Source organism: Bradyrhizobium sp. AZCC 1610 (assembly GCF_036924515.1).
Lineage (GTDB): Bacteria > Pseudomonadota > Alphaproteobacteria > Rhizobiales > Xanthobacteraceae > Bradyrhizobium.
The window spans coordinates 6,930,752-6,951,077 of the sequence record NZ_JAZHRR010000001.1 but is presented as its reverse complement, the minus strand read 5'-3'; the positions used below and the strand labels follow the sequence as shown (position 1 = coordinate 6,951,077).

The window sequence follows — 20,326 nt, the reverse complement described above, 5'->3', positions numbered from 1 at the left end:
AGTCTTGCACTTATCGGCGCAATGGCTCAATGAACGGCCAAATGGACGACAGCGAGACAATGCCCGCCCAATCGCCCGCGGTCGGGCCGGAAAGCCCCGCCGCGATTGACGTCGCGCATCTGATAAAACTCTACAAGACCACCCGCGCCGTCGACGACGTGTCGTTCCGGATTGCGCGGGGCAGCATCACCGGCCTGCTCGGCGGCAATGGCGCCGGCAAGACCACGACGATCGCCATGATCATGGGGCTGGTGCTGCCGACCTCGGGGCGCGTTCAGGTGCTGGGACACGCGATGCCGGAGCAAAGCGCCGAAGTGCTCGGCCGGATGAATTTCGAGAGCCCCTATGTCGACATGCCGATGCGGCTCACGGTGCGGCAGAACCTCACCATCTTCGGCCGGCTCTATGCGGTGAAGAATCTCGCCGAGCGCATCGAACAGCTCGCCTCCGACCTCGATCTCAAGGATTTCCTCGACCGCGCCAACGGCAAACTCTCGGCCGGGCAGAAGACCCGCGTCGCGCTGGCGAAGGCGCTGATCAATCAGCCTGAACTGTTGCTGCTCGACGAGCCGACGGCCTCGCTCGACCCCGACACCGCCGACTGGGTGCGGCAGCATTTGCAGGATTACCGCCGGACCCATGACGCCACCATTCTGCTGGCGTCGCACAACATGCTGGAAGTGGAGCGGCTGTGCGACCGCGTCATCATCATGAAGCGCGGCCGCATCGAGGATGACGACAGCCCCGACCAGATCATGGCGCGCTACAACCGCACCACGCTGGAAGAAGTGTTCCTCGATGTCGCGCGCGGGCGGGTGCGGGAGGGGACACCATGAGCGAGATCGCCGCGCATCACGCCATTTCCTGGCATCGCATCCAGGCGATGGTGCTGCGCTACTGGTATCTGCTGATGTCCTCCTGGCCGCGGCTGCTGGAACTGATCTACTGGCCGGCGCTGCAGATCATCACCTGGGGCTTTCTGCAGAACTATATTTCGCAGAACGACAATTTCTTCGCGCGTGCCGGCGGCACGCTGATTGGCGCGGTGATCCTGTGGGACATCTTTCCTGTTCCGCGGCCAGCTCGGCTTCTCGATCTCGTTCCTCGAGGAGATGTGGGCGCGCAACCTCGGCAACCTGATGATGAGCCCGTTGAAGCCGATCGAGTTCCTGATCTCGCTGATGATCATGAGCCTGATCCGGCTTGCGATCGGCGTGATCCCGATGACGCTGCTGGCGCTGTTCTTCTTCGATTTTAACTTTTTCGCAATCGGGCTGCCGCTGATCGCGTTCTTCTGCAATTTGATCTTTACGAGCTGGTCGGTCGGAATTTTCGTGTCTGGTCTCGTGCTGCGCAACGGGCTCGGCGCTGAGAGCATCGTCTGGACGCTGATGTTCGGCCTGATGCCGCTCGCCTGCATCTACTATCCTGTCGCGGTGTTGCCCGGCTGGCTGCAGACCATCGCCTGGACGTTGCCGCCGACCTATGTGTTCGAGGGCATGCGCGCGCTACTGATCGATCACGTGTTCAGGGCCGACTTGATGGTCTGGTCGCTTGGCATCAACGTAGTGCTGTTCGCTGCCTCCTTTGCGATCTTCCTTGCTCTTTTGCGCAGTGCCAAACATCACGGTTCTTTGCTCGGGGGTGGCGAATAAGTCACAGTTTTCCCGTGTATTTCCGGGGTTTCTAAGCCTTTTGGCGCGTGGACATAACTAATCGGTCCATTGACGCATTATTACGCATTCTGCACTATGCTGCGGCGCAAACAGAGGAAATAAAATGCCGATTGGTGAGTTTGGCGGCGCACCGCCACTGGTGGCCGAAGGCAGTCCGGCGCTTACGACGCCTATGTACTGGATGTACGAATTGGGCCACGCGTCGCTCAACCCGGCACGCGCCGTGACCGACGCCACCAAGATCCTGTTTCAAAATCCGCTGAATCCCTGGTCGCACACTCAATTCGGCAAATCGATCGCCGCGGCCTGCGAATTGTTCGAGCGCACCACGCGCCGTTACGGCAAGCCCGAATGGGATCTCGACTTCACCGAAGTTAACGGCATCCGCACGCCGGTCGAGGTCCGCTCGATCTGGGAAAAGCCGTTCTGCCGTCTGCTGCATTTCGATCGCAAGCTGATCCGGCCGCTGCGCGCGCCGCATCCGCGCGTCCTGATCGTGGCGCCGATGTCCGGCCATTACGCGACGCTTTTGCGCGGCACGGTCGAGGCGTTCCTGCCGACGCATGAAGTCTACATCACCGACTGGTCCGACGCGCGGATGGTTCCTCTCACCGAGGGCCGCTTCGATCTCGATGACTATGTCGATTACGTCATCGAGATGCTGCATGTGCTCGGCGGCAACATGCATGTGATCGCGGTATGCCAGCCTTCGGTGCCCGTGCTGGCGGCGGTTTCCGTGATGGAAGCCGCGCGCGACCCCTTCGTGCCGCTGTCGATGACGCTGATGGGCGGCCCGATCGATACCCGCCGCAATCCGACCTCGGTGAACAACCTCGCGGCCGAGCGCGGCATCGAATGGTTCCGCAACCATGTCATCACCAAGGTGCCGTTCCCGCATCCCGGCGTGATGCGCGACGTCTATCCGGGCTTTTTGCAGCTCTCGGGCTTCATCACCATGAACCTCGATCGCCATACCGACGCGCACAAGGCCCTGTTCAACAATCTGGTGAAGGGCGACGGCGACATGGTCGACAAGCACCGCGAATTCTATGACGAATATCTCGCGGTGATGGATCTGACGGCTGAGTATTACCTGCAGACCGTCGATGTCGTATTCGTCAAGCACGCGCTGCCCAAGGGCGAGATGACCCATCGCGGCAGGCTGGTCGATCCGTCGCAAATCCGGCGCGTGGCGCTGATGACGGTGGAAGGCGAGAACGACGACATCTCCGGACTCGGCCAGACCGAAGCGACGCACGCGCTGTGCCCCGCAATTCCCGATCATCGCCGCGTGCATTACGTGCAAAAGGGCGTTGGACATTACGGAGTGTTCAACGGTTCGCGATTCCGTTCCGAAATCGTGCCACGCATCTCCGATTTCATGATGTCGGGCGTCCAATACCAAGCCGAAATTGGTCGCTGCAGCCTCCGCGGCCGAATAAACCCGATGGCGGCATCGATTTTGGTGCCGCCGATAAGCTGCTGAATAGATTCAAACATTCCAGTTTTCGGTCGAATCAAGGGGTGAGTTAAGACTCACTTCTTGAGGCCGTTTTTGACCCTTGGTTCCAGCCAAAATTTTGGGTTCCAGCCCCTGCCGGTAGAGGCCTTTTGGCCTCCATCCCCTGTATATTGGGCAAATGATTTGTTTTTTGCGCCGAACGATTTAGATGAGATTCCCTTGGCGTCGGATATGGCAGAATCCGGGCGAACTCCTGCTCCCCGGACTCCAAGACATGGCTACTCGCGCCCTCCTTTATCGGCGGCCCGCCGAACCCGCGACTCTTTTGGTCAAGCACGGCTCGCAAATCTTTGCGATCCGACTGCGCCGGCACCGCCGGGCGCGGCGTTACACGTTACGCATTCATCCGACCGACCGCGAAGCCATCCTGACGATGCCGCCGCGGGGCACGATCATGGAAGCCAAGGATTTTGCGCAGCTTCACGGCGGCTGGATCGCTGCCCGTCTCGGCCGTCTGCCGAAGGCCGCGCCGTTTCAGGCCGGCACTGTCATACCGTTGCGCGGTGTGCCGCACCGGATCGTGCATCGCGCAGGTGAGCGCGGCACGGTGTGGACCGAAACGCGCGACAGCGGCGAGAAGGTTTTGTGCGTGGCCGGCGGCGCCGACCACATGGACCGGCGCGTCCACGACTTTCTCAAGCGCGAAGCGCGGAAAGATCTGCACAAGGCATCGCTCGCCTATGCGGCGGATCTCGGTGTGCGGGTCAGGCGGGTGTCGATCCGCGACCAGTCGAGCCGCTGGGGATCGTGCACCTCGGCCGGCTCATTGTCGTATTCCTGGCGCTTGATCCTCGCGCCGCCCTATGTGCTGGACTATCTCGCCGCCCATGAGGTGGCTCATCTCGTCGAGATGAATCACTCTCTCAGGTTCTGGCGCGTCGTCGGCCGCATCTGCGACCATGTCGAACGTGCCAAGCGCTGGCTCGACACCTACGGCAACGACCTGCATCGTTACGGGGTCGAGGAATAGGCGGAGTCACTCGTAGCCCGGATGGAGCGAAGCGCAATCCGGGAAAAACTCGATCAGCTCACAAAGACTGTCCCGGATTGCGCTTCGCTCCATCCGGGCTACTGGCTTCGAGTTATCGTCCAAACAGCCGGTCCACCAGCCAGCCATCGAGTCCTGCCGCCGCTTCCGGGCGTGCCGATGGATTCGGCGGCGGCGCGGAAGTTCGCGCCGGCGGTGGCCGGTGCGAACCGCCTTGTGGGGCCGGAGCCGACGGGTTCGGCGCCGCGCTGGCCTGCGACGCGGTCTGAAACAGGTTCGACAGAAAACCGCCGCGCTGCGAGTTTGGCAAACTCGCCACTGCCACGCCCTGATGCGCTGTGCGCATGAAGCGGGTCCACACTTCCACCGGCAGGCCGCCGCCGGTTGCCTTCCTGGTCGGCGAATTATCGTCATTGCCGAGCCAGACGCCGGTGACCAGGTTGGCCGTATAGCCGATGAACCAGGCGTCGCGGAAATCCTGGCTGGTGCCGGTCTTGCCGGCGGCCATCCAGCCCGGAATTTCCGCCTTGCGCGCGGTGCCGCTCAAGAGCGTTTCCTGCATCATCGTATTCATCATCGCGACATGGCGCGGCCCGATCACTTGGCTGAGCTGATCGGGTTGCCGCATGTACAGCACCTTGCCTTCATTGGTACGGATCTTGGTCACGACATGCGGGGAGACGCCGAGCCCGCCATTGGCAAACGGCGCATAGGCTCCGACCAGTTCGATGACGGACACTTCCGAAGTGCCGAGCGCGATCGAGGGATTGGCCTCCAGCTTCGATGAAATGCCGAGCCGGTGCGCGGTCCGCACCACGTTTTTCGGCCCGACTTCGAGGCCGACCCGCACCGCGACCGTGTTGAGCGACATCGCCAGCGCCTGCGTCAGCGTCACCGCACCGAAATATTCATGGGTGTAGTTCTCGGGTTTCCAGCCCTTGAGATCGAGCGGCGCATCCTGGCGGATCGTTTCCGGCGTCAGGCCGCCTTCGATCGCCGTCAGATAGATGAACGGCTTGAACGCCGAGCCTGGCTGGCGTTTGGCCGTCACTGCGCGGTTATACTGGCTGTCGGCATAGTTCCGCCCGCCGACCATGGCGCGCACCGCCCCTTCGGGCGTCATCGCCACCAGTGCGCCCTGGGTGACGTTGAATTTCACGCTCTTCGCCGCCAGCTCGTCGATGATGGCGGCTTCGGCCACGCTCTGCAGCTTCGGATCGATCGTGGTCTCGACCACGATGCTCTGGTCGATCTGGCCGACGAGATCGTCGAGCACCTCGCCGATCCAGTCGGCGACGTAATTGACCGTGCCGGCGCCGGCCGGCTTCACCTTGTAGGAGGGATGGCCGATCGAGGCCTTGGCCTGGGCGGCGCTGATGAATTTGGACTCCGCCATCGCCGCGAGCACGATTCCGGCGCGCGCTTCCGCGCCTTCGGGGTTACGGTTCGGCGCCAGCCGCGACGGCGATTTGACGAGGCCCGCCAGCATCGCGGCTTCCGCGACCGTGACATTTTTCGCCGACTTGCCGAAATAGCGCTGGGCTGCGGCCTCGACGCCATAGGCGCCGGAGCCGAAATAGACGCGGTTAAGATAGAGCTCGAGAATTTCGTTCTTGGAGTGCTTGCGCTCCAGCCACAGCGCGAGCTCCACTTCTTGCAGCTTGCGCGCTATCGTGCGTTCCTGGGTCAGGAACAGGTTTTTCGCGAGCTGCTGCGTCAGCGTCGAGCCGCCCTGCGAGACGCCGCGATGCAGGACGTTGGCGACCGCGGCGCGCGCGATGCCGATGGGGTCGATGCCGTAATGCGAATAGAAGCGGCGGTCCTCGATGGCGATGAACGCCTTCGGCAAATACGGCGGCAGGTCCTTCAGCGCGACATTGGTGCCGGCCATTTCGCCGCGCGAGGCCAGCAGGCTGCCGTCGACCCCTGTAATCTGGATGGTCGGCGGGCGCTTTGGAATTTCCAGCGACTGGATCGCCGGCAGATGCGCGCCGACCCAGATCACGACGCCGATGATCGCGATCGCCGCCCACAGGCCGAGCACCGCGCCCCAATAGATCAGCCGGCCGAACCTGAGCCCGCCGCGCGATTTCGCACGCCGCTTGGCGCCGCCTCTCGCTGCGCGCGGTTTGCGCTCGCGCGGCGGCCGCTCGTCGTCGTCCTCATCGGGCTTGCGCTTCGGCACTGGCTTCTTCGGTTTGTCGTCGTCGTCGGTGGCGGCCGGAATGCGATCTTCGGGAGAGAGGCGCAGGTCGGCGAGCGCGGCCTGAAGGCCGAATAGCGGCTCCTTGCGTCCGCCGCTCTTTCTCCGTCCCCACGCCATGACAAACGCCGTTCACACCCATCCCGCCGTACGCTAGCGGGGGCTGTTTAAGGGTCGGTTACGGAAAGGTTAATGCGGGATTAGGAGGTGCGGCGGGGCCATATTAGGATGGCTGCAAACCACAGCGTGCTCAGGGGAAATTGGCATGGGCCACATCGATCCGACCAAGGAAATGTTCGCGCAATTCAAGGCCAATGACCGGCCGGGGCCCATCCATATGCTCAATCTGGTCCGGTTGCGCGCGCTGGCCGCCTATCCCGACGGCCGCAAGGCGACCGGCGCGGAAGCCTACGCGGCCTATGGGCGCGAAAGCGGCCCGGTGTTCGAGCGGCTGGGTGGCCGCATCGTCTGGCAGGGCAGGTTCGAGCTGATCCTGATCGGGCCGCAAGACGAACGCTGGGATCACTGCTTCATCGCCGAATATCCAAGTGTCGCGGCGTTCGCCGAGATGATCCGCGATCCCGTCTACCGCGAAGCGGTAAAGCACCGCCAGGCCGCGGTCGAGGATTCCCGCCTGATCCGGCACGCGCTGCTGCCCGTCGGCAAGACGTTTGGCGAGATTCCTGCCTAGATCGTCATGGCCGGGCATAGCCGTCTGAAGGACGGCGTCGCTTGCGCTCGCCTATGCCCGGCCATCCACGTTTTTCTTGCTGCAATACCGTTAAGACGTGGATGCCCGGGACATCTAGCGCGAAGACGCGCTTCGCGCTTCTGCCCGGGCATGACGAAAGTAAAAAATCGGCGGCCCCGAGGGGCCGCCGATCGCTTCTTTCCGCCGATCGTTTCGATTGGTTCGCCGCGACTAACCCGCCGCGCCCTTGTCCTCGAGGATCGGGCCGAACATTTCCCAACGCTCGCCGTTGAACTTCATCATCTGCAACTGCTTGTTGACGCGATAATCGTCCGGCGTGGTGTTGACGGAAATGCCCGGCAGCAGCAGGTCGAGCTGGACGTTCTTCAGGTTGGTGGCCTGCTTCAGCACGTTCTCGCGGGTCAGGTTGTCGCCGCACGCCTTGAGCACATGGATCAGCAATTGCGAGGTCATGTAGCCATAGGAGTTGAAGCTCGAATCCTTGTCGCCGTCCGGATAGTACTTCGCCATGAATTCGAAATACTTCTTCATGCCGGCGTCGTCCTTCCAGGTCGGATCGAGCGGATCCTTGCCGTAGTTGACGCTGATCACGCCCTTGGAAGCTTCGAGGCCTGCCGGCTTCATCACCGCGCCGACCGAGGTGGCGTTGATGTCGAGGATGTGCACCGGCTTCCAGTTAAGCTCGGCGATCTTCTTGATCGCCTGCGCCGCCTGCTTCGGCGTCGTCGCCGAGAAGAACAGGTCCGCGCCGGCATCCTTGATCTTGAGGATCTGCGAGTCGATGGTCGGATCGGAGACTTCGTAGGAAGCTTCCGCCACGATCATCTTCGCCGCCTTGTCGCCGAGGCCGGCCTTGATGCCGTTCAGATAATCCTTACCGAGGTCGTCATTCTGGTAGAGCACGCCGATCTTGGCGTTCGGATGTTCCTTCAGGATGTACTGGCCGTAGATGCGTCCCTCGACGAAGTAGTTGGGGTTGAAGCCCATCGTCCAAGGGAAATTCTTCGGATCGGTGAATTTCGACGCGCCGGTGGCGGCGAACAGTTGCGGCACCTTCTTCGTGTTCAGATACTTCTGAACCGCTGCGTTCGAGGGCGTGCCGAGAACCTGGAAGGTGAGCAGCACCTCGTCGCTCTCGACCAGCTTGCGCACCTGCTCGACCGCCTTGGGCGGTGAGTAGGCATCGTCATACTGAATCAGATTGATCTTGCGGCCGTTCACGCCGCCCTGATCGTTGATCATCTTGATGTAGGCCGCCTGGGTCTTGCCGATCGTGGCATAGGAGGAGGCGGGTCCGCTGAATGGATTGGTCTGGCCGATCTTGATCTCGGTGTCGGTTGCGCCGGTATCGTATTTCTTCTGCGCTGACGCCGTGGAGACCGACAGCGCAAGCGCGAGCGCCGTCCCGGTGACCAGATGGAAAATACCCTTCCGCATATTGATGCATTCCTCATGTGTTTATGATTGAGCCGATGATCTTTGCCCGGGCTGTAATCAACCCGGGCGGGCGCCATCGCTGCGACGATACTGGCGGAAGCCATGTTGCATTGCAAGGCGAGCCGTTCCGAGCGCGCACGATTTCGTCTCGACGGTCGCAAGCTCAAAGCAAGGGCATCGGCTGATGGTTGCACAAAAACAGCTCATCGGTATTGCCGTGCCGCCGTGTGCGCCCTTGGGTAGGCTGGAACCTCATGGAAACGAAACTGCCGGCGCCGAGAAGACACGGCGCCGGCAGTTGTTTCAAATTGGATCGGACGTGCTCTATTTAACCGGACGGTCCGGTATCCTCGATGATCGGGCCGAACAGTTCCCAGCGCTCGCCGTTGAACTTCATCATCTGCATCTGCTTGTTGATGCGGTAGTCGGTCGGCGAGGTGTTGGTGACCATGCCCGGCAGCGACAGGCTGCCGGTGACGTTCTTCAGATTGGCGGCCTGCTTCATGATGTTTTCGCGCGTGAGGTTGTCGCCGCATTGCTGCAGGATCTTCACCAGCAATTCCGCGGTCCCATAACCGTAGACGTTGACGGTGTTTTGCTTGTCACCCTCGGGGTAATATTTGTCCATGAAGGCGAAATAGGCCTTCATGCCCGGATCGTCCTTCCATTGCGGATCGCCCGGGTCCTTGCCGTAGTTGGTCGAGATGATGTCCTTGGAGATATCGAGGCCCGCGGGCTTGAGCGTGGCCGAGACCGGGCTCGCATTGATGTCGAGGATGTGGACCGGCTTCCAGCCGAGGTCGGCGACCTTCTTGATGGCTTGGGCTGCAAATTTCGGCGTCGAGGCGTCGTAGAGCAGGTCGGCGCCGGCCGCCTTCAGCTTGACGACCTGCGAGTCGATGGTCGGGTCGGTCAGCTCATAGGAGGCTTCGGCGACGATCATCGACGCGGCCTTGGCGCCTAAGCCTTCCTTCAGACCGGTGACGTAATCGCGGCCGAGATCGTCGTTCTGGTAGAGAATGCCGATCTTGGCGTTGGGGTGATTTTGCAGAATGTACTTTGCGTAGATGCGTCCCTCGGACTGGTAGTTGGGATTGTAGCCCATCGTCCAGGGGAAGTTCTTGGGATCGGTGAACTTCGAGGCCCCGGTGGCGGCGAGGAGTTGCGGTACCTTCTTGCTGTTGAGATATTTCTGGACGGCCGCGTTCGACGGCGTGCCGATGATCTGGAAGGTGAACAGAACCTCGTCGCTCTCGACCAGCTTGCGCACCTGTTCGACGGCTTTCGGCGGCGAGTAGGCGTCGTCATACTGGATCAGGTTGATCTTGCGGCCGTTGATGCCGCCCTGCTCGTTGATCATCCTGAAATAGGCGGCCTGCGTCTTGCCGATGCCGGCATAGGCGGATGCTGGTCCCGAGAACGGAACGGTCTGGCCGATCTTGATTTCGGTATCGCTTGCGCCGGTATCGTACTTCTTCTGCGCATTGGCCGGTGACGCCAGCGCGATCGCAACCGCCGTGCCTGCGATCAGATGAAGAACACCGCTTCTCATATCGCTCCTCCCTAATGTTGGCCGATGATTGTTCCGGCCATCCGTTGGGATGGCCGGCCGTCATCGTTGGAAGGGAGTTTGGCGGAACGGTTTTGCCAATGCAAGCTATAGCGTTCTCGCGAAGCATACCTCGGACTTGATCCGTGGGTGGACGCCGGTTCGCGTCAAGAAAACGCGTCAGAACAAGAATCTAGAGCGTGGCCCAGCGGCTTGTCCCAGAGAAAATTGGCGACGAAGATCATGTTGCGGTCGCCCCAACCGGCAGCAGAATTCGGGTGGACGCTAGCACGGCGTGCGTGAAAAGTGCGGGCGCGCCTGTCTATAATCTTTCAGGGAATGACGATGCCAGAGAGCTTCAACCTCGATCGCCTGCTAACGCCCATCGGGACGGCGCTATTGGTCACCGATGCGGACGGACTGCTCCGCGCGCTGGACTGGGAGGATTATGAGCCGCGCATGAAGCAGTTGCTGCGTCTGCATTATGGCGCGGTGGAGCTGAAGAACGCGCAGGCGCCGCGCGAGCTGCGCGCCGCATTGACGGGCTATTTCAAGGGCGACCTCGACCGCCTTGCTGCAATCGAATGGCGCGTCGCCGGCACGCCGTTTCAGCAAAAGGTCTGGAACGCGTTGCCCCGGATTCCTGCAGGCACGACGCTGAGCTACGGCGCGCTCGCCGCGAAGCTCAGCATGCCCAAAGCCGTCCGCGCCGTCGGCCACGCCAACGGCTCGAATCCGATCAGCGTGGTCGTGCCCTGTCACCGCCTGATCGGCGCCAACGGTTCGCTGGTGAAGTACGGCGGCGGGCTGGAGCGCAAGCGCTGGCTGTTGCAGCACGAGGGCGCTCGGATTCAAGAAGGGGGCGGGTCAATCAAGCGACTGGAAGCTGCACTTGAGGGCCCGTCATAGGCTAGAGCGTTTTCCAGCGAAGCATGCCCTCGGACTTGATCCGGGGGGAGACCGGTTCGCGTCAAGAAAACGCGTCAAATCAAAAACCCAGAGCCCGTTCCGATTCCATCGGAACGGAAAAGCTCTAGTCGAGACCTCGTGTGTTTCGCATGTCCCGCACGATATAGATGAACACAAGAATCGTTGGTGCCCAGGCCAGTATCGCGCCCACCATCATCGCCTGTACTGTCGTCATGATCGCTCCTTGAGTGTCCGCTCCACCCCGTGGCTGGATCAGTTTCTTTCCGCGACCGACGGCTCAGGGCATTTGTAGAGCCATTTCCAGTAGGTCCGGTTGCGCTCCAGCTGACGCTTGTAGATCTCGCGGCACTTCGCCGAGCAAAACTGTTCGAAGTACCAGCTGCGCCGGACCAGCCCGAAGGGGCGCTTGCATTCCGGATTTCCGCAACAATTGGTCATGACGCGATCTCCGCATTCGTGCGCCGTATCCAGCGAATGAAATTCTCGTGACCCTTGTCGAGACAGAAGCGTCCGCAATAGCGTTCAAACGCAGGATTTCGCAGAGAGATGATTTTCGGGCCTTCACTGTCGCAATGAGAGCAGCGCGGTTCTAAACGCATGGCGACCTCCTTCTGAGGAATTGCCACTTGCCGGATCAAAATATGATGCTTTGCTGTCGCCTTCGTTCTCTCGATGAGCGACGATGCGAAGTCTCGCGCCGGCACCGCTTTTCTTCAACCTGTCTATATGTTTGGCGAGGTCATCCTTGCGTATAGCCGGCCCGCAACTCATTGACGCAGCGCCCCGACCCTGCTGGGTCATTCGCCGGTTGTCGCGCCCTTTCCTTCCAGGGCGGCATCGAGGCATCCGATCAAGGCTTCCCCATCGAAGGGCTTGGTCAGATAGCAGATCGCCCCGGCCTTCAGAGCTCGCGCGCGATCGCTCTCGATGGCGAAAGCGGTAATGAAAATGAACGGCAGGCTCTGTCCCCGGGCAAGCAAGTAGGCCTGCAGTTCGAGCCCGCTCATGGCAGGCATTCTGACATCCGCTATTACGCACGATGTGTCACCCAGGTGGGACGATCGCAAGAACTCCTCGGGCGACGCGAACGTATGGACGGCGTAGCCGAGCGATCTCACGAGATTGTGGGTCGCGGCGCGAACGGACCCATCATCGTCGATGATTGAAATTACCGGTGGGTTGGACACAGCGGTCCTTCCTGGAGACGACCGGAAGGTGTCTCTTGCTGTATAGCCGCGTGGTGGGAGAGTGCGTCCGAAATCAGAGTCGGAGAATCATACTTAGGTTTGCGCTTAGGTTTGCGGCCCGCCGGATGCGGGCCCGATCCCGAGCATCTCGGCCATTCGCACCAGATCGGGCAGCGATTTCGCGGCCATTTTTCGCATGATGTGCCCGCGGTGTATCTTCACGGTGATCTCGGCAATACCGATTTCGGCTGCGATCTGCTTGTTCATGCGTCCGGCCGTTACCAGTGCCATCACCTCGCGTTCCCGAGGGGTCAGGGTCGCGAAACGAGCATGCAAGCCCGCGAGCATCCTGGCTTCATCGCGGCTCACCCGGTCGCGTTCGATTGCCGTGGTTACGGCATCCAGCATGTCCTGGTCGCGGAATGGCTTGGTCAGGAAGTCGACCGCTCCGGCCTTCATCGCCCTGACCGTCATCGGGATATCGCCGTGACCCGTCATGAAGATGATCGGAATGCGAATATCGGCCTTCGCCAGCTCGGCCTGAAAGTCGAGGCCGCTCAGCCGAGGCAGCCTGATGTCGAGGATCAGGCAACTGGCGACATTCGGAAGCTTGCTCTGCAGAAACTCGTGAGCCGAACCGAACACTTCGACCCGCAAGCCCACCGACCGGAAAAGATTGCTCAGCGCTTCTCGCATCGATGCGTCGTCGTCGATAACGAAGACAACGGGTTCCTCGGCGCCTGCGATTGTATGAGGCGATGCTGGGCGGCTGGTCACGTACTGCCCTCCTGATGCGATGGCAAGGTGAACTGAAACGTCGCGCCGGGGCCGGCATTGTCTGAGGCCGATAGCCGTCCTCCGTGAGGCGTCGACGATCGAGCGGCAAATCGACAGGCCCATGCCCATGCCGCTGGATTTGGTGGTGAAGAAGGCGTCGAACAGCCGATCGGCATTCTCGGCGGCCACTCCGACACCGCAGTCGCTCACCGTGACCAGGACGTGGCGGGTCTCGTCCTGTCGCGTCCGGATCACCAGCTCGCGCGGCCGATCCTTGACCGGCTGCATCGCTTCAATTCCGTTGATGACGAGGTTGAGGATGACTTGCTGCAGCTGGATCCGGTCGGCGAGGACCAGGGGGAGGGCAGGAGCAAGTTCCAGCCGCAGCGCCACCCGGTGGCTCAACAGCTCATGCTGCACCAGGCTGATGACCTCGTTGACGACTTCATTGATGTGGAGCGGCGCTTTCTGATCGGTAGTCTTGTTCACGAGTGCACGGACGCGCTGGACCACTTCGCCCGCCCGATTGCCGTCCTCGACGATCGATTGCGCGGTGCTGCGCGCTTCTTTCAGGTTGGCAGGTTCGCGGTCGAGCCAGCGCAGGCATGCGGCAGCATTGGTGACGACGGCGGCGAGCGGCTGGTTCACTTCGTGGGCGATCGACGCGGCGAGCTCGCCTAGCGCAGTCACGCGCGTGACATGCGCGAGGTTCGCCAGCGCTTCGTGCAACTCCGCTTCGGCTCGCTTGCGGGAGGTGACGTCCGTCACCGCTCCGACAAATTCGATCTCACCCGACGCATCTGTTACGGCATGCGCGGTGGCATGGACATGTTTGACCGAGCCGTCGGGCATCAGCAATCGATATCCTTGCGCGAAGTCCTTTCCGTCGCGGGACGCGCGGTCGATGATCTGTTCCACCCGCGCACGATCGTCAGGATGAATGCGCTGCATCACTGTAGCGAGCTTGATGGAAGAGGCCTTGTCGTAGCCAAATATTCTGAATGTTTCCTCCGACCAAATGGTTTCGCCGCTGGCGACGCGCCAGCCGAAGCTGCCGGTGCGGCTCAATCGCTGGGCTTCGGCCAGATACATTTCACTCTGCCGCAAGGCATTTTCAGCCTCCTTGCGTTCGGTGATGTCCTCGCATGCGATCAGGACGATCAGTTGGTTGTCCAGCCACCGCACGGCTTTGGCGTTTTCACGAACCCAAAGCGACGAACCGTCCTTGCGAACCTTGCAGATCTCCCAACTGTGGGTTTGGCCGATATTTTCCAGGCATGTGGCAACGTTGCTCTGGGCCGCATGTTGCTCTTCGGCAGGAAAGACTTGCAGCACGGATTGCCCGAGCAATTCGCTGACGGAGTAGCCAAGTTGTGCAGCGCCGAACGTGTTGACGGACAGGACGGTGCCGGCCGCGTCGACCATGAAATACATCACCGGGTTGTGCTCGAATACTTCCTTCCATTGCGCTTCGCTATGGCGCAGCGCTTCTATCGCGTGTTGTTCGGCTCTCGTCCGGCCGTGGAGCATGGCTTCCATCTGCCTGCGGGTAGTGCCCACCCGGCGCATCATGATCAGGGAGGCGAGAAGCGAGGCGATGAGCAATACGACGGCGGTCAAATAGGCGGGAGCCGCCGGTGCGGGGCCGAGAACAAGCCAAATGAAAGCCGCCGCAGCCAATGCCAGCACCATGCCGCCCAGCAGCCATTGCTCGGCTGAGCGCCAGGATTTCATGGTCTGGTTGCGCATCATCGGCAGCACAAAAGGCTTGGCCATCCCGGACCGGCGCTGCGTCGCTAGGTGATCTCGATCATCAGCGGCGACAACGTCGCCCTCCTAACAGGCCGCATACTAGCAGCTTTTGGACCTCCGGAGCGATATTCCGGAAGACATTAAGATCCGGAACGGTCCTTGCGGTGCACCGACGTGCCTCCCGGGAGTGCCGATCGCCCGCCGCAGCCCGGATAGCGATCCCAAACCTAGGTATGATGCTGCGAACCGAATGTAACGTGTGGATCAACCTCCGTTTAATGGTCAGTTTCGTTTCAATGATGAAAGCTTGTCGGATAAGCCGATGGCACAAGAGTTTTCTGGAATTGCCCTGCGGGAAGGTTTTTACGCGAGACCTTCAACCGGACGTCTCGCCGAACGCAAATATCTCGTCGCAGTTGTCAAACCCGTAACCCGGCGATCACCGACCGCAGATTTGGGGATTGATATGACGAAAGCACATCTGCACTTGATCTGTTGCTCTGATGACATCGAACCCGAAGCAATGCGTCGGAGGCGCGGGCGCAGCTTCCAGCTATCCGTTATCGACGGAGGCAAGCGAGCAATCGACGCGCCGGGAGAGAAGCTTTGGGAAACCATGCTTGATCTGTTCGATCTGGGCATTCTGGTTTCCCAGGCAAACTATCTGACCTTCGTTGCAGCGAGCCTGACAGCTCTCGAGCTCCATGGTTGGGCTGATCCCAAACGGGCCAGCTAAACGCGACAGTGATCTGCCTCGCATGCAAGCGCGAAGCACGCGAGACCGCGGGTGCAGCGTGCACCCGGTCTTCCCTGCGCCCTCTGACTTTGGAGGGCAAGGTCAAAGGCAAACCTCGGGCAGTTCATGTCGCGAGATCGCAAAAGCATACTCAATTGTCGTCACCCGCCTTGTGCGCAATTGCGCACTGGGGCGGGTGGCCCAGTATTCCAGAGACGTCAATGATTGAACCGATAAGCCGCGGCGTACTGGATCCCCCGCCTGCGCGGGGATGACGCTGTTATGTGCGTCGCTACCTCCACGTCATTGCGAGCCACCCGGTCGGCGCGAAGCGCCGCCGGATGGCTCGCAATGACGGTGGGGCCGCAGGGGGAGGACGGCCCATCACGCCGCCGGCTGCGCGACGTTGTCTTCAATGGAGAGCAGATGAATCAGCGCGCTCTTGATCGCGGCCTGCCGGGTCGGCGCGTTGATCTGGGCGCCGAGCAGATCCGTCACGTAGAACACGTCGCGGGCGCGTTCGCCGAAGGTCGCGACATGGGCGGAGGCAATGTTGAGGTTGAGTTTCGATATCGCGGTCGTGAGCTGATACAGCAGGCCAGGGCGGTCGAGGCCGGAGACCTCGATCACGGTGTAGCGGTCCGACCACTGATTGTTGATGGTGACCTCCGGCTCGACCACGAAAGCGCGCACCTTGCCGCGGTTGGCCGCCTTGCGGGCCACCACTTCGGGCAGCCGCAGCTTGCCTTCCAGCACCTGCTCGATCATCTCGCCGATGCGGGTGGCGCGCCGTCCCTCGTCCTCGTCGCGGTCGTACTCCCTGGAGATCGCGATGGTGTCGAGCGCGCGGCCGTCGGTGGTCGTGTAGATCTGCGCGTCGACGATGTTGGCGCCGGCGGACGCGCAGGCGCCTGCAATGATCGACAGCAGCCACGGATGGTCCGTCGCCAGGATCGTCAGTTCGGTGACGCCGCGCGCCTCGTCGAAGCCGACATTGATCGCTAGCTGATGTCCGGCCTGCTCGCTGGCGCGGATGAAACGCGCCTGGCGGATTTTGCGTTGCAGGTCGACCTTGAGCCAGTAGGCGGGATAATGCCGCCCGATATAGGCGTTGAGTTCAGCGTCCGGCCATTCGGTGAAGGCGGCGCGGAATTCGGATTGCGCTACCGCGATGCGCTGCGCGCGGTTCACTTCCGAGAAGCCGCCGGTCAAGACCGGCTCGGTCTCGTAATACAGCGTGCGCAGCAACTGCGCCTTCCAGCCGTTCCACACGCCGGGGCCGACGCCCCTGATGTCCGCGGTGGTCAGGATGGTCAACAGCTTCATCTGCTCGACCGACTGCACGACCGCGGCAAAATTCTCGATCGTCTTGCGGTCGGAGAGGTCGCGCGACTGCGCCACCGTGGACATCGTCAGATGCTCTTCGATCAGCCATGCCACCAGCTCGGTATCGGCGGCGTTGAAGCCGAGCCGCGGGCACAGCCGCCGCGCCACCTTGGCGCCGGCGATCGAGTGATCCTCGAGGCGGCCCTTGGCGACGTCGTGCAGCAGGGTGGTAATGTAGATCACCGCGCGATGCTCGGGGCGGATCTTGCGGAACAGGTCGCTCGCGACCGTGAACTCGTCATTGCCGCCGCGCTCGATCTCCTGCAGGTGGCCTATGCAGCGGATCAAATGCTCGTCCACCGTATAATGGTGGTACATGTTGAACTGCATCATCGACACGATCTTGCCAAAGGCGCGGATGAAGTGGCCGAGCACGCCGGTCTCGTTCATGCGCCGCAGCACGATCTCCGCGTTGTCAGACGTCAGGACCTCCATGAACAGCCGGTTGGCTTCCGGATTTTCGCGAAGCTGGGCGTTCACCAGCTTCAGCGAGCGCGTCACCGTGCGCATCGCGTCGGGATGGAAGGCGAGGTTGTTCTTCTGCGCCAAATGGAAGATCCGGATCAGGTTGACCGGGTCGTGCTTGAAGACGTCGGCAGCGGCGAGGTTGATGCGGTTGTTGTCGATGATGAAGTCGTCACTGTCCGGCACCCGCCGCCGCTTGATGCCCGGCCGTAGCCGCGCCACCATGCGGCTCAGCACCGGCGCGGGCTTGGCCTGCTCTTCTTCCAGCTTGGCGCACAGGATCGCGGTCAGGTCGCCGACGTCCTTGGCGACGAGGAAGTAGTGCTTCATGAAGCGTTCGACATCCTGCATGCCGGGATGCGAAGTGTAGCCGAGCCTCACTGCGATCTCGCGCTGCATGTCGAACGACAATCGTTCCTCGGCGCGGCCGGAAACGAAATGCAGGTTGCAGCGCACCGACCACAGGAAATCGGCGCAGCGGCGGAAGGTGCGGTATTCCTGCGCGTCGAACACGCCGCGCTCGACCAGTTCGCCGGTCTCGCGCACGCGGTAGACGTATTTGGCGATCCAGAACAGCGTGTGCAGGTCGCGCAAGCCGCCCTTGCCGTCCTTGACGTTGGGCTCGACCAGATAGCGCGATTGCCCGGCGCGGCGGTGGCGTTCTTCGCGCTCGGCGAGTTTGGCGGTGACGAAATCCGAAGCCGTGCCCTGCACCACCTCCTTGTCGAACCGCGCGACCAGTTCGTCATAGAGCGGCTGGTCGCCGGTCAAAAATCGCGTCTCCAGGATCGCGGTGCGGATCGTCATGTCGCCGCGCGCCTGGCGGATGCATTCGTCGACCGAGCGCGTGGCGTGGCCGACCTTCAGTCCCATGTCCCACAGGCAATACAGAATGGCTTCCGCGACCTGCTCGCCCCAGGCGGTCTGCTTGTAGGGCAGGATAAACAGCAGATCGATGTCGGATTCCGGCGCCATCAGGCCGCGGCCATAGCCGCCGGTCGCCACCACGGCCATGCGCTCGGCGCCGGAGGGCACATGCGAGCGATAGAGATGCCGCGTGGCGGCCGAATAGAGGATGCGGATGATTTCGTCCTGCATGAAGCAGAGTCGCTCCGCGCAGCGGCGGCCGTGGCGATCCTTCAGCAGCACGGCCTGCGCGGTGGCGCGCGCCGTGATCATCTCGGCTTTCAGGAGTTGGGCCAGCGCCGAGCGAAACACGTCCTCGCGGCCGGCATGTTTTTCGGCCAGCGCATCGACCGCCGCGGTGATCCGCGTGGTATCGAAACGTTCATCCTCGCCCGAAGGGGCCTCAATCACGATGCTGTCCATGATCTCCCCGATATCGGACGGCGCAGGGGCTGTCACGGGCGATTGTACGGTCAAGTCAAAGCTATGCCGCCGCGTGCGCGAATGCCAGCCATAACCTGTTGGAAAAGCGTGGATTTCCGACGCCGCATAGGGCGGCCGCGGGGGACCGTGATGACAGCGCGTCAATAGCCCTTTATATCCGATGCACAAACAAAGTCGGGAGACGAAGATGGACGCTGCCGAACTCCGCGCGATGCAGGCCCCGATCAAGGAACGCTACAAGTCCGATCCCTCGGCCGCGGTCATTACGCTGAAAGCCAAAGGCTCGATCGACAATGAAGGCATCGCCTGCAAGGTCGAAACCGGCCGCGCGCTGGCGGTAGCTGGCCTCCACCCCGCCACCGGCGGCTCCGGCCTCGAGCTCTGCTCCGGCGACATGCTGCTGGAAGCCCTCGTCGCCTGCGCCGGCGTGACGCTCAAATCAGTGGCTACCGCCGTCGACGTTCCGCTCAGAAGCGGCACCGTCATCGCCGAAGGCGATCTGGATTTTCGCGGCACGCTCGGCGTCGACAAGGAAGCTCCGGTCGGTTTCGAGGAGATCCGCCTGCGCTTCGAGGTCGGAACCGACGCGCCGCAGGACAAGCTCGACCTGCTGCTGAAGCTCACTGAGCGCTATTGCGTGGTCTATCAGACCATCAGGAACGGCCCGAAAGTCTCGGTGTCGATGAAGCGGGTCTAGTTCGGTGTCGCCCCTGCCTAGTGCGCAATTGCGCACGGGCGCAGAGGCCCATAGCCACCGGAGTCCATGGGTGCGGGGAGTATCAACCCACACCTCCCATAATCGATAGGCCGCGGCGTATGGGCCCCTGCGTTCGCAGGGGCGACAGATAGAGAATGTCCCCCGAACTCGCTTTCATCCTGACGCTCGGCCTGCGCATGGCGATCACCGCGGCGTTCGTGGTGACGGCCTCGATTGTCACCGAGCGATCGGGCCCGGTGATCGGCGCGTTGATCGCGACGCTGCCGATCTCGGCGGGACCGTCCTACGTGTTCCTCGCGCTCGATCATGACGCGGCCTTCATCGCCGAGGGCGCGCTGGCGAGCCTGCCGATCAACGCCGCGACGATCTTCCTCGGGCTGACCTATGTCGTGCTGGCGCAGCGCCATGGCGCGCTGCTCAGTTGCGCTGCGGCCGTCATCGTGTGGCTCGTGCTCGCCACGGTCATCCGCTCGGTGCAATGGTCGTTGGCCGGCGGGCTGATCGCCAATGTCATCGCTTACGCCATCTGCGTCCCGCTGCTCGCCCGCTACCGCCACGCCAAAATGCCGCCGATCAGGCGCCGCTGGTACGACATTCCGCTGCGGGCGTCGCTGGTCGCGACACTGGTGGCGACGGTGGTCACGACGTCGAGCTGGGTCGGCCCCAAGGTCAGCGGCATCATCGCGCTGTTCCCGATCGTGTTCACCTCGATGATGCTTATCCTGCATCCGCGCATCGGCGGCCCGCCGACCGCGGCAGTCCTCGCCAACAGCGCCTGGGGCCTGATCGGCCTCGGCACCGCCATTGCCGTGCTGCATGTGGCGGCGCTGCAGTTCGGTTCGGCGATCGGGCTGAGCCTGGCGCTGGCAACATGCGTCGGCTGGAATCTCAGCCTGTGGTGGCTTGGGCGCAGGAAGGCCGTTACGCGCTAACGGAGT

At 62.0% G+C, this 20,326-nt stretch carries 15 protein-coding genes and 2 pseudogenes; 9 read left to right on the top strand and 8 right to left on the bottom strand.

Annotation, left to right across the window (positions count from 1 at the left end; translation table 11 throughout):
- The first annotated feature begins 41 nt into the window (after window positions 1-41).
- The 4 genes and pseudogenes from V1279_RS34020 (at window position 42) to V1279_RS34005 (ending at window position 4,168) form a co-directional block, all read left to right on the top strand.
- Complete coding sequence (locus V1279_RS34020; protein ID WP_334445028.1) at window positions 42-836, top strand: ABC transporter ATP-binding protein; 795 nt, start codon at window positions 42-44, stop codon at window positions 834-836.
- A pseudogene (locus V1279_RS34015) lies at window positions 833-1,655 on the top strand (ABC transporter permease). Before V1279_RS34020 ends, V1279_RS34015 begins: the two are co-directional and overlap by 4 nt.
- 124 nt (window positions 1,656-1,779) lie before the next feature.
- Entirely contained in the window at window positions 1,780-3,162 is a 1,383-nt protein-coding gene (locus V1279_RS34010) for a polyhydroxyalkanoate depolymerase (protein WP_334445026.1), read from the top strand.
- 184 nt (window positions 3,163-3,346) lie between these two features.
- On the top strand, window positions 3,347-4,168 hold the full coding sequence (locus V1279_RS34005; protein ID WP_334445024.1) for a M48 family metallopeptidase: 822 nt from the start codon (window positions 3,347-3,349) through the stop codon (window positions 4,166-4,168).
- A gap of 112 nt (window positions 4,169-4,280) precedes the next feature.
- Here the strand turns inward: V1279_RS34005 and V1279_RS34000 are convergent, their stop codons facing one another.
- Window positions 4,281-6,509 carry a transglycosylase domain-containing protein gene (locus V1279_RS34000; protein WP_334445022.1) on the bottom strand — a complete coding sequence of 743 codons (2,229 nt, stop codon included), beginning with the start codon at window positions 6,507-6,509 and terminating at the stop codon, window positions 4,281-4,283.
- A gap of 145 nt (window positions 6,510-6,654) precedes the next feature.
- Between V1279_RS34000 and V1279_RS33995 the strand changes: the two genes are divergently transcribed.
- A complete protein-coding gene (locus V1279_RS33995) occupies window positions 6,655-7,080 on the top strand; it encodes a DUF1330 domain-containing protein (protein ID WP_334445021.1) in 426 nt (141 codons plus the stop codon).
- A 231-nt stretch (window positions 7,081-7,311) separates the two neighbouring features.
- Here the strand turns inward: V1279_RS33995 and V1279_RS33990 are convergent, their stop codons facing one another.
- Together V1279_RS33990 and V1279_RS33985 are read right to left on the bottom strand one after the other, a co-directional pair.
- Window positions 7,312-8,538: an ABC transporter substrate-binding protein gene (locus V1279_RS33990; protein ID WP_334445019.1), complete on the bottom strand. Its 1,227-nt coding sequence runs from the start codon at window positions 8,536-8,538 to the stop codon at window positions 7,312-7,314.
- A gap of 328 nt (window positions 8,539-8,866) precedes the next feature.
- Entirely contained in the window at window positions 8,867-10,090 is a 1,224-nt protein-coding gene (locus V1279_RS33985; protein ID WP_334445017.1) for an ABC transporter substrate-binding protein, read from the bottom strand.
- Between the two features lie 336 nt (window positions 10,091-10,426).
- Between V1279_RS33985 and V1279_RS33980 the strand changes: the two genes are divergently transcribed.
- Window positions 10,427-10,996: a methylated-DNA--[protein]-cysteine S-methyltransferase gene (locus V1279_RS33980; RefSeq protein ID WP_334446697.1), complete on the top strand. Its 570-nt coding sequence runs from the start codon at window positions 10,427-10,429 to the stop codon at window positions 10,994-10,996.
- Between the two features lie 273 nt (window positions 10,997-11,269).
- Here the strand turns inward: V1279_RS33980 and V1279_RS33975 are convergent, their stop codons facing one another.
- The 4 genes and pseudogenes from V1279_RS33975 to V1279_RS33960 all read right to left on the bottom strand — a co-directional run.
- Complete coding sequence (locus V1279_RS33975; RefSeq protein WP_334445015.1) at window positions 11,270-11,455, bottom strand: hypothetical protein; 186 nt, start codon at window positions 11,453-11,455, stop codon at window positions 11,270-11,272.
- A gap of 359 nt (window positions 11,456-11,814) precedes the next feature.
- Window positions 11,815-12,204: a response regulator transcription factor gene (locus tag V1279_RS33970; protein ID WP_334445013.1), complete on the bottom strand. Its 390-nt coding sequence runs from the start codon at window positions 12,202-12,204 to the stop codon at window positions 11,815-11,817.
- 105 nt (window positions 12,205-12,309) lie between these two features.
- Window positions 12,310-12,981 (bottom strand): response regulator transcription factor, encoded by a 672-nt coding sequence (locus V1279_RS33965; RefSeq protein WP_334446696.1) that lies wholly within the window; start codon window positions 12,979-12,981, stop codon window positions 12,310-12,312.
- A 147-nt stretch (window positions 12,982-13,128) separates the two neighbouring features.
- Window positions 13,129-14,406: pseudogene (locus tag V1279_RS33960) on the bottom strand (PAS domain-containing sensor histidine kinase); the annotation flags it as partial.
- A 586-nt stretch (window positions 14,407-14,992) separates the two neighbouring features.
- Between V1279_RS33960 and V1279_RS33955 the strand changes: the two are divergent.
- Window positions 14,993-15,469, top strand: a complete 477-nt coding sequence (locus tag V1279_RS33955) for a hypothetical protein (RefSeq protein ID WP_334445011.1) — start codon at window positions 14,993-14,995, stop codon at window positions 15,467-15,469.
- 384 nt (window positions 15,470-15,853) lie between these two features.
- Here V1279_RS33955 and V1279_RS33950 read toward each other — a convergent pair whose 3' ends face one another.
- Window positions 15,854-18,649: a [protein-PII] uridylyltransferase gene (locus tag V1279_RS33950; RefSeq protein WP_334446694.1), complete on the bottom strand. Its 2,796-nt coding sequence runs from the start codon at window positions 18,647-18,649 to the stop codon at window positions 15,854-15,856.
- A 208-nt stretch (window positions 18,650-18,857) separates the two neighbouring features.
- Between V1279_RS33950 and V1279_RS33945 the strand changes: the two genes are divergently transcribed.
- Both V1279_RS33945 and V1279_RS33940 read left to right on the top strand, forming a co-directional pair.
- The gene (locus V1279_RS33945; protein WP_247782018.1) at window positions 18,858-19,367 is read left to right on the top strand and encodes an OsmC family protein; all 510 of its coding nucleotides are present in this window, start codon (window positions 18,858-18,860) and stop codon (window positions 19,365-19,367) included.
- Between the two features lie 155 nt (window positions 19,368-19,522).
- Window positions 19,523-20,320: a hypothetical protein gene (locus V1279_RS33940; protein WP_334445007.1), complete on the top strand. Its 798-nt coding sequence runs from the start codon at window positions 19,523-19,525 to the stop codon at window positions 20,318-20,320.
- Window positions 20,321-20,326 lie beyond the last annotated feature (6 nt).